Source organism: Peribacillus sp. (assembly GCF_059453735.1).
Genome location: NZ_JAZVJO010000063.1, coordinates 1 through 8,370 on the forward strand (window position 1 = coordinate 1; position 8,370 = coordinate 8,370).

Here is an 8,370-nt window from a genome sequence, read left to right on the forward strand (position 1 = left end):
TACCAATCAACAAGGTGTTGATTGTCATTCGAATTGTGAAGGGTGATTGTTGTGAAAAAATCTTATATTGTTATGCTTGTATCGCTTATTATTGCTGTCGGAATGATGGCTTGGGCGTTTATAGTAAATGAAGATGTGAAAGTGTATTTACCGATTTTCTTTGCCGTTGGTTTGGGATTAGCTCTTTTGCGTGTGTTTGTAAACAGCTCGATTAAAAAAATGAAAGGGAAGAGCTGGCTGACTAAGGTGGTATTCTTTGCTGTTCTCCTTGGTTTTGGCTTGCCTTTTCAATCATGGTTTAGAAATAAAGTATTGTTTAGCATGGATTCCGAGTATTTAATTCCAAGCATTATTATTATGGTGTTAGGTGTTCTGTTTATGACACCCTTCTTCAGTTATCTTATGAATAGACTAAAAAAGAAGAGCGCTGTATCCAGCAGTTAGTCTGTTGATTGTTGGTTCTGTTCTTTCACCTTTTCTATATTGGTGTCACTATATATGGCCGTTCCATGTCCGCCAGTGGTTCTGGCTAGTAATTCTTGTACTTCTTTGTATGACATGCCTGAACGTTCGTTTTGTCTTTTTACCGCATCAATATTAGTACCAGCGACTGTGAAGGTATCTTCGGTTTGTTTGTCATTTTCTCTCATGTTGTCACTCCTTTTTTATTCTGTTTTATTATTTCTTATTTGTGTAAAACTACTTCTAGCAATTATTACCTTGCAGAAGGGAGCTGAGTCATCAGTTTCCTTTTTTTAAATTTTCTGAAAAAAATGTTGCTAATTGGTAAATATTTGATTATTATAAAGGTAACTACCATACTAGTATGGTATTTCTACCTGTTATAAAAATTTTTTACCTTTAATGTAAGCGCTTTATAAATGAAGGAGGGATTATTTTTGATTCAGAATCCGATTTTAAAAGGATTTAATTCGGATCCAAGTATTTGTCGAGTGGGGGAGGATTATTACATAGCTGTTTCAACATTTGAGTGGTTGCCGGGGGTACAGATTCATCATTCTAGGGATATGAAAAATTGGCATTTGGTGAGCAGGCCGCTGAATCGGGTTAGTCAGTTGAATATGCTGGGAAACCCTGATTCTGGAGGTGTGTGGGCGCCTTGTCTGAGTTATTCTGATGGACAATTTTGGTTGATTTATTCGGATATCAAGGTTGTTGATGGGAATACTTGGAAGGATGGACATAATTATTTAGTCACGTGTGATGAAATCGATGGAGAATGGAGCGAACCGATTTACCTAAACAGCTCTGGTTTTGATCCTTCACTGTTTCATAATGAAGACGGAAGAAAGTATTTAGTGAATATGGTTTGGGATCAAAGAGGATATAATCACCGTTTCTATGGAATTGTATTGCAAGAATACAGTCATGCGGAGAAGAAGTTGATTGGCAAGCCTGAAATCATTTTTAAAGGAACAAACTGGGGATTAACGGAAGCACCGCATCTGTACTTTATAAACGGCTATTATTATTTATTAACGGCCGAAGGTGGGACAAAATATGAGCATGCAGCCACAATCGCACGTTCAAAAAACTTGAATGGTCCCTATGAGGTACATCCAGAAAATCCACTCATTACAACGTGGACTGATCCTCAAAACCCATTACAAAAAGCTGGACATGCATCGATAGTGGAAACACAAAATGGCGAGTGGTACTTAGTCCACTTAACTGGACGGCCGATTAGAAAAGAGAAACCCATGTATGAAAGAGGGTATTGTCCGCTGGGAAGGGAAACAGCGATTCAAGCGCTCGAATGGCGGGATAACTGGCCATATGTAGTTGGTGGAAACACACCTTCATGGGAAGTAGAAAGTCCAGATCTTCTTGAAGAAAAATGGGAAAAAGACTTTGATACGAAAGATGATTTCAATTCAACTGTTTTAAATCACCATTTTCAAACACTGCGAATTCCATTCAATGAAGAAATCGGTTCGTTGACAGAACGACCTGGATATTTGCGCTTATACGGTAGAGAGTCATTGCACTCATTATTCACACAAGCTCATGTGGCTCGGCGTTGGCAAAGCTTTTACTTTGATGCTGAAACGAAGGTAGAGTTTAATCCAGAATCCTTTCAGCAAATGGCAGGATTAATCTGCTACTACAATACACACAACTGGGTCTACGCTCATGTTACCTGGAATGAAGAAAAAGGACGAATCCTTGATTTAATGGTATGTGATCGAGTTGTATCGAGTTTTCCGTTAGCAGGAAGAGAAATCCCATTACCGGACAATTTGGAAGCGCTTTATTTAAAAGTGGAAGTGCGAAAAGAGACCTTCCAGTTTATGTATTCATTGGATGGAAGGGAATGGACCAATCTTTCCGAACCATTTGAATCCTATAAACTCTCCGATGATTATATTACTCATGGTGGTTTTTTCACAGGAGCGTTTGTCGGTATGCACTGCCAAGATACGTCAGGAAGAAGACTTCATGCAGACTTTGACTATTTTAAATATGAGGAAATTGAATAACAGCTTCAACTAAAGAGAAGAGGAGGCAGAGGAGAACGTGGAGGCGATTAGACAAGAACCTGTAGTTGAGGCCAAGAAAAAAACCAAACCGGAAACGGCTAGAAAATTCAAACGAATAGTGAAAGATTGGCAGTTGTATTCGCTATTGATCTTGCCCATTATCTATTTGTTAATCTTTAAATATGGTCCAATGTTGGGAAATGTGATTGCATTTAGAAGATTTATGCCTGGAGGCAGTATTTTTGGAGAAGAATGGGTTGGGCTCCATTACTTTAAGATTTTCATTCAGGATCCGACCTTTTGGAAAGTGTTTACGAACACACTCACTTTAGGCGGGTTGACCTTGTTATTTTGTTTCCCTATGCCGATTATCTTCGCCTTATTATTAAATGAATTGAAATCGAAAAAATTCAAGAAATTTGTTCAGACCGCATCGTATCTTCCTCACTTTCTTTCGATTGTCATCATTGCGGGAATGATTCTACAGTTAACAGCATCCAACGGTACCATTAACTTCATTGTTGAGTTTTTCACAGGAGAACGCATTGGTTTTATGCAAAAAGCAGAGTGGTTCAGAACCATTTATATTACTTCTGAAATCTGGCAGGGACTCGGATGGGGAGCCATTTTATATTTAGCTGCCTTAACCACCATCGATGAGTCATTATATGAAGCGGCCAAAATTGACGGTGCAAATCGCTGGAAACAAACCATTCATATCACGATTCCAGGAATCTTACCGACGATTATTACCTTGCTTATTTTAAATATTGGCTCTTTTATGGCCATAGGTTTTGAAAAAATTCTCTTAATCTATAATCCTCTTAACTACGATAAATCAGATGTCATATCAACCTACTTATATCGTGTTGGACTTGAAGCAAATAATTTTAGCTATGCAACGGCCATCGGATTATTCGAATCCATCATTGGGTTGGTTCTCGTTTTATCAGCTAATACGCTTTCAAGAAAATTGACCGATAGAAGCTTGTGGTAAGGAGGAATATCGATGAAAGAATCCGTAGAATATAAAATTTTTAAAGTATTTAATGTAATTGTTTTACTCTTAATCATCTTTTGTACGCTTTATCCTTTTATTAATGTCATTGCTCAGTCGTTTAGTGATGAGACGAGTATTAATGCAGGGCAGGTTACCTTATATCCTCAAGGGTTCAATATTGATACGTATAAAACAGTCATCAGCGACAAGATGTTCTGGATTAATTATAAAAACACTGTTGTCTATACGATTGTTGGAACGACGATATCAATGATTTTAACGACGATGTTCGCTTATGCTTTGTCAAAAAGAAGGTTGAAAGGGCGTAGATTTTTAACTCTATTTGCCGTCTTTACCATGTTTTTTAATGGCGGATTAATTCCTAACTATGAATTGATTAATAGTTTGGGATTTGGCAATACCATGTGGGCCATTGTAATTCCTGGTGCAATTAGTATTTATAATATGCTGATCATGAAATCATTCTTTGAAAATGTTCCAGAGGAATTAGAGGAAGCAGCCTCCATTGATGGATTAGGGACCTATGGTATCCTGTGGAAAATCATTTTACCGCTTAGTAAGGCGGTTATGGCTACTATGATCCTCTTTTATGCAGTTTCTTACTGGAATTCATGGTTTAGTGCCTTCTTATACTTAGATCAAAAAGAATTATTCCCAGTCACTATTTATCTTAGAAATATGATTTCAGGTGCTACTGGAGGGCTTGGTGCAGGCGCAACATCAGCTGACAGCTTAACTCAGATATCAGCAAATATTAAATCCGTTACGATGGTATTGACCATTTTACCTATTTTGGTCGTATACCCATTTGTACAAAAGTATTTTGTATCGGGTGTCATGCTGGGATCTGTTAAGTAATAAAACAAATTGTAGTAAGGGGGAAAGAAAGTGAAAGTGAAAAAATGGTTCGGTGTGTTTAGTTTACTGATCGTATTTATGTTGGTAGCAGCTGGTTGTTCAGACGACAAGAAGTCTTCAAGTGAAGCCGGTGGAGAAACGAAAAAAGGGGCTATGAAGTCTTATGCAGTGGGTGATACATTCAAAGCAGAGGAGCCAATGGAACTGTCAATCATGTATTCTGATCAGCCTACCTATCCATATAAGAAGGATTGGTTGTTTTGGGATCAAGTAAAGGAAAAAACGAATGTTACCTTGAAACCTACTATTATTCCAATGAGTGATTATGGGCAAAAGAGAAGTTTGTTAATTAGTTCTGGGAAATCTCCATTAATTATTCCGAAAACATACCCAGGTGAAGAGGCACCGTTTGTATCTTCCGGAGCGATTCTTCCAGTTAGTGATTATATGGACAAAATGCCTCACTTTAAAGAGAAAGTGGAAAAGTGGAATATGGCAGAAGAATTAGATGCTCTTCGTCAGAAAGATGGGAAGTTCTATGTATTACCAGGTCTGCATGAGGAAGTTTGGCCGGATTATACCTTGCTGGTCAGAACAGATATTCTAGAAAAGAATAAACTTGAAACACCGACAACATGGGAAGAACTATATGTAGTCATGAAAAAATTAAAAGAAATCTATCCGGATGTTACACCATTTTCTGATCGGTTTCAGTTTAATAGTACCCTTAATATCGCAGCAACTGGTTTTGGCACAAAGGGCGGCTGGGGATTTGGATCCGGTTTAATTTATAACGAATCAGATGATAAATTCGAGTATGTTTCCACAAAAGATGAGTATAAAGAAATGCTGACGTATTTTAATAAATTAGTGTCAGAAGGCCTTCTCGATAAAGAAAGCTTTACGCAAGATGATGACCAAGCTGTGCAGAAATTTGTTTCAGGAAAATCATTTTTTATTAATGGTAATTCTCAGACTGTTGTGCTTCATCGCACCGACATGGACAAATTGATTGGTAAAGGGAAATACGCCGTATCTAAAATTACTGTTCCAGGAGGACCAGCAGGACAACTGATGTCTGGATCTCGTTTAGAGAATGGTGTCATGATTTCTTCTAAAGCAAAAGAGAGTGAGAACTTCGAGGCAATTCTCCAATTTATTGATTGGTTATATTACAGTGACGAAGGTCTAGAATTCTCTAAATGGGGCGTGGAAGGTACGACTTATACGAAAACAGATGGAGTAAGAAAATTAGCTGAAGATGTCAATTACAATGGATTAAATCCAGCAGGAACAAAGGATTTACGTATTGATTATGGATTCTCAGGCGGAGTGTTTGCCTACGGGGGAACAACCGATCTTCTTCATTCCATGATGGCGGAAGAAGAAATTAAATTCCAAGAAGACATGAAAAAGACAAAGACCGTTCTAAAGCCAGAACCACCTATTCCGTATTCAGTGGAAGATAAAGAACGGGTGACGCTGCTTAGTACACCATTAAAAGATTTCACCGACCAAAATACGCTTCAATTTATTATCGGTGATCGTGATTTAAGTGAATTCGATAAATATGTGGAAGAACTACATTCACAAGGCTTAGATCAGTATTTAGAACTAGCCAACAAAACGTATAAAGACAGCAAAAAGTAAATAATGAATCAAGCTGCCTTTTTGGCGGGGCAGCTTGATTTACATAACGTTTAAAAAGAGGTGAATACAGATGGAATCAAAACAAGAATTCGGTCAAGGCATATTGTTTACGTTTACAAATTATATCTATTGGCTGTTCCTTACCAATATCTATTTCATCTTAGCGAATAGTATCTTTCTCTTTTTCTTTATGACTTTGCAGCAATCATTTTCAAATATTATCTTATATTTTCTAGCGTTGATTCCAACGGGACCTGCCATTAGTGCTTTATATTATTCAATGGAAAAATTGATTAGAACGAAAGAGTTATCTCCAACGAAAGATTTTTTTGAAGGATATAAAAAGAATGTGAAAGATACCCTTTTCCTATGGATTCCGATTCTCAGCGTGTTCTTTATTTTACTCGTTGATTTTCAATATTTACAGGGATCGAATCAACTCCTTGCCAATATCATACTGCTTCTTATGGTCATTGGGGCCATGTTGACTATGAATATTCTCGCAATTAATATGCGATTTAAATTTAGAATACGAGATATCTATAAGCTTGCAGTCTATTATAGTTTTAATAAATTTAAAAATACGATTGGCGGTATGTTTATTCTCTTCCTAGTAGGTGCCCTTACCGTACTGACAACAAATTTTTTAATCATATTTATTTCCAGCATTGTTGCCTATCTGCTGATGTTTAATGCAAAAGAGATGTTAAATGATATTGAAAATAATTTTTTAAAAACAAGTATACCAACCCAGTCAGGGAGTGTATAAATGGACAAAATATTGTATGGCGGGGATTATAATCCCGAACAATGGCCGCGTGATATTTGGTCAGAAGATATGAATCTCTTTGAAGAAGCGCATATTGATACGGTAACGGTTGGGGTATTTACGTGGGCTCTTATTCAAAGCGGAGAGGATGTCTATGACTTTTCTATCATGGATGAAATCATGGAACGCCTTCATGCAGAAAAGAAAAAGGTATGTCTCGCAACGGGAACTGCGGCACATCCAGCCTGGATGGCAAAACAGTATCCCGAAGTGACGCGAGTAGATTTTGAGGGAAGAAAACATACTTTCGGCCAGCGTCATAATTCTTGTCCGAATAGTCCGGTTTATCAACAGTATTCTCAAGCTATGGCTAAAAAGATGGCGGAGCGATATGGCAAATTTGACAATATCATTGCCTGGCATATTAACAATGAATATGGTGGAATTTGTTATTGTGATCAATGCGCCAAGGCATTCCGCCAATGGCTGAAAGCGAAATATAAAACGATTGAAAAGCTTAACGAGGCTTGGTATACAACCTTTTGGTCCCATTATTTTTATGACTGGGATGAAATCGTCGTCCCGAATGCATTGAGTGAGCATTATGGACGAGAAAATGTCACAGCCTTTCAAGGAATCAGCTTGGATTATCTGCGATTTAACTCGGATAGCATGCTCGCCAATTTCCTTGGAGAAAAGAAACACTTGAAAGAAATAACGCCTGATCTACCCGTAACAACAAACATGATGGGTTTATATAAACACCTGGATTATTTTGAATGGGCAAAACATTTAGATATCATCTCATGGGATAATTATCCGCCGGATATGCAATCACAAGCTAGGATGGCATTAACTCATGATCTCATGAGAGGGTTGAAGCAAGGACAACCATTTTGGTTGATGGAACAAACACCAAGTACCACGGCTTGCAGAGACGTGAATCCAGTGAAGCGGCCGGGAGTCATGCGATTATGGAGTTATCAGGCAGTGGCTCATGGTTCGGATTCAGTTTTATTTTTCCAAATGCGACATTCAAAGGGAGCATCTGAAAAATATCATGGTGCCATTATCAATCATGGCGGGCGAAATGATACACGTGTGTTTAAAGAAGTAAAACAGTTAGGTCAAGAACTTACAGTACTAGGGGATTCATTTGTTGGTGCTAAAACCAAGGCTAAAGTTGCTTTGATATTTGATTGGGATAGCTGGTGGGCAGTGGAACTATCCGATGGTCCAACACGCCATCTTAGTTATCAGCAAACCATGATTCATTACTACCAAGCCCTATATAAGCACAATGTTTCAATTGATGTAATCAGAATTGAACAAGACTTAGATCAATATGATGTTATCCTTGCACCTTTATTACATATGATGAAGAATCAGCTTCATGAAAAAATTGAACGATTTGTGGAAAGAGGGGGCAGCTTTATTACGACGTATCTAAGCGGGATTGTCGATGAAAATGATCAGGCCATCTTAGAGGATAAGCCTGGTTTGTTAAAAAATCTTCTTGGCATCCGAATAGATGAAACGGATACGCTGGATCCAAAAATCACAAATGAAAT

General features: G+C 37.8%; 8 protein-coding genes. 7 read left to right on the forward strand and 1 reads right to left on the reverse strand.

Annotation, left to right across the window (positions count from 1 at the left end; translation table 11 throughout):
* Nucleotides 1-51 precede the first annotated feature (51 nt).
* The gene (locus AC52RT_RS02115; protein ID WP_495539214.1) at nucleotides 52-444 is read left to right on the forward strand and encodes an MFS transporter permease; all 393 of its coding nucleotides are present in this window, start codon (nucleotides 52-54) and stop codon (nucleotides 442-444) included.
* Here the strand turns inward: AC52RT_RS02115 and AC52RT_RS02120 are convergent.
* Nucleotides 441-650 (reverse strand): gamma-type small acid-soluble spore protein, encoded by a 210-nt coding sequence (locus AC52RT_RS02120; protein ID WP_340845479.1) that lies wholly within the window; start codon nucleotides 648-650, stop codon nucleotides 441-443. The two genes, AC52RT_RS02115 and AC52RT_RS02120, sit on opposite strands and share 4 nt — an antisense overlap.
* Before the next feature lie 249 nt (nucleotides 651-899).
* Here AC52RT_RS02120 and AC52RT_RS02125 point away from each other — a divergent pair, with 249 nt between their 5' ends.
* From AC52RT_RS02125 to AC52RT_RS02150, 6 genes are all read left to right on the forward strand, one after another.
* Nucleotides 900-2,501, forward strand: a complete 1,602-nt coding sequence (locus AC52RT_RS02125; RefSeq protein ID WP_495539215.1) for a glycoside hydrolase family 43 protein — start codon at nucleotides 900-902, stop codon at nucleotides 2,499-2,501.
* Between the two features lie 115 nt (nucleotides 2,502-2,616).
* A complete protein-coding gene (locus AC52RT_RS02130) occupies nucleotides 2,617-3,498 on the forward strand; it encodes an ABC transporter permease (protein WP_495539220.1) in 882 nt (293 codons plus the stop codon).
* Nucleotides 3,499-3,510: 12 nt separating this feature from the next.
* Nucleotides 3,511-4,380 carry a carbohydrate ABC transporter permease gene (locus AC52RT_RS02135; protein ID WP_495539216.1) on the forward strand — a complete coding sequence of 290 codons (870 nt, stop codon included), beginning with the start codon at nucleotides 3,511-3,513 and terminating at the stop codon, nucleotides 4,378-4,380.
* 30 nt (nucleotides 4,381-4,410) lie between these two features.
* Complete coding sequence (locus AC52RT_RS02140; RefSeq protein ID WP_495539217.1) at nucleotides 4,411-6,030, forward strand: ABC transporter substrate-binding protein; 1,620 nt, start codon at nucleotides 4,411-4,413, stop codon at nucleotides 6,028-6,030.
* Between the two features lie 70 nt (nucleotides 6,031-6,100).
* Complete coding sequence (locus AC52RT_RS02145) at nucleotides 6,101-6,799, forward strand: DUF624 domain-containing protein (RefSeq protein WP_495539218.1); 699 nt, start codon at nucleotides 6,101-6,103, stop codon at nucleotides 6,797-6,799.
* Nucleotides 6,800-8,370, forward strand: a 1,571-nt coding sequence (locus tag AC52RT_RS02150; RefSeq protein ID WP_495539219.1) for a beta-galactosidase, incomplete at its 3' end; no start/stop codon positions are given.

What these genes read in the sequence shown, in the direction of transcription:
- AC52RT_RS02120 (WP_340845479.1), bottom strand. Translation starts at nt 650, where the DNA reads ATGAGAGAAAATGACAAACAAACCGAAGATACCTTCACAGTCGCTGGT.
- AC52RT_RS02135 (WP_495539216.1), top strand. Translation starts at nt 3,511, where the DNA reads ATGAAAGAATCCGTAGAATATAAAATTTTTAAAGTATTTAATGTAATT.
- AC52RT_RS02145 (WP_495539218.1), top strand. Translation starts at nt 6,101, where the DNA reads ATGGAATCAAAACAAGAATTCGGTCAAGGCATATTGTTTACGTTTACA.